Origin of the sequence: Lacisediminihabitans sp., assembly GCF_043726815.1 — a bacterium.
In the GTDB taxonomy this organism is placed as follows: Bacteria; Actinomycetota; Actinomycetes; order Actinomycetales; family Microbacteriaceae; genus Lacisediminihabitans.
The window spans coordinates 1-1,522 of record NZ_JAYSJZ010000107.1 but is presented as its reverse complement, the minus strand read 5'-3'; the positions used below and the strand labels follow the sequence as shown (position 1 = coordinate 1,522).

The window sequence follows — 1,522 nt, the reverse complement described above, 5'->3', positions numbered from 1 at the left end:
GTCTGGCGCCTATCTGGTTGGTCCTCGTCATCGCGGCAGCGTTCCTCTTCGGCAACGTCCTCATGACCAAGCAGCAGGTCGGACCACCTCGTCTCGTGGAACGAGGCCTCATTGACCTCCTCCTCGTACTCGGACCATTGGGCGCGCTCGTTCTCGCGCGGACCCCCGCCGCACTGGCCGTGCCCATCTGGATCGTCTCGTCCTTCCTGTTCGTCTGGGCAGGAAGAGCCCGAAAGGCCGGAGCCGAGTGGCTGGCACCAGTCGTGGCGATCGTGTGGTTCGCCTTTGTCTCTGTCGTCATCCTCCGGGTGACGGGCGTCCCACACATCGACGTCTATCAGTATCTGAACGATGGGGTTAGGGCCCAGCTGCACGGAGAGAACCCCTTCGCCATCACCATGACCAACGTCTACAGCGCGGCGGAGAACGCTGAGAACTACGGTCCGGGCTTTCTTGTGGACGGCAGGGTCCCCTTCGGATTCCCCTACCCCCCCGTGCTCCTGATCCTCGCCGTCCCGGGCTACCTCCTGGGAGACGCGCGCTACACCAGCGTGCTCCTGGCATCGCTCACCGCCTTGGCGGTCCTCGGTCGCGGGCGGGATCCGAGGCGTCGGCTCGCGTCGGTGATGCTTCTCGCGGCCCCGGGCACGTGGTGGGTGATCAGTCAGGCCTGGACGGAGGTCGGGGTCGTGGCCCTCTTCGGCGCGGCGGCCTTCGCGGTCGCACGAGGCAAGCTCGTGCTGGCGGCCGCCCTGGTGGGAGCGCTCCTGGTGTCCAAGCAGTACTTCATCGTCGCGCTCCCGGCTCTCTGGACTCTGCGGCCCTACGCGACGCGAGCGCGGGTTGTGGTCATGACGGCTACGGCGACGATTCTCACCGTCCCGTGGTTCCTCGCGAGCCCCCAAGCGTTCATCCACTCGGTGGTCGAGTTTCAGACGTTGACCCCCATGCGGTTCGACTCCCTCGGCCTGCTCGTCGAAGTAGTCAAGTCTGTGGGTGGGGCCGACAGCGGTGCGTTCAGGGCCCTTCCGATCGTCGTCGGGCTCGGCGTTGCGACAGCCGCCGCCGTCCGGGCTCCCCAGAGAGCTGGGGGTTTCGCCGCTGCCACGTGCCTCTCCGTCCTCGTCGCCATGCTGATGGCCAAGCAGGTCTTCTTCAACTACTACTACTTCATCGCGTGCGGCCTCCTCATCACTGCCGCGGTCTGGGACCGGCCACCCGGAGCGGCAGAGATCGGGACGAACGAGAACGGACACTCTGCGCCAACGACTACGAAGGTCTCCCCTAGCCTCCTTCCATGAGCTCTGCTCCCGGGACCCTCGACTGGCTGACCCTCGCCGACCACCTCGACCTCGTCGCCGCGCCGGTCGCGGACGCTGCCGCGCTCGTGCCTGGCGCGCGGGTGGCGAGCATCGACGTGACCCTCGCCGACACGGCGGCCTTCTGCACGGCATACGACGTGGCGCCGGAGTCGTCGGCCAACTGCGTCATCGTCGCCGGGAGACGTGGTGACGTGACAACG

1 protein-coding gene and 1 pseudogene are annotated in these 1,522 nt (G+C 67.1%); both read left to right on the top strand.

All coding sequences use genetic code 11. The annotated features are described in order from the left end of the window. Positions 1-1,301: hypothetical protein (locus ACHZD8_RS16335; protein ID WP_394771489.1), on the top strand; the 1,301-nt coding region annotated here is incomplete at its 5' end. Then, positions 1,298-1,522 (top strand): annotated as a pseudogene (locus ACHZD8_RS16330) (hypothetical protein); the annotation flags it as partial. The gene ACHZD8_RS16335 and the pseudogene ACHZD8_RS16330, both read left to right, overlap by 4 nt.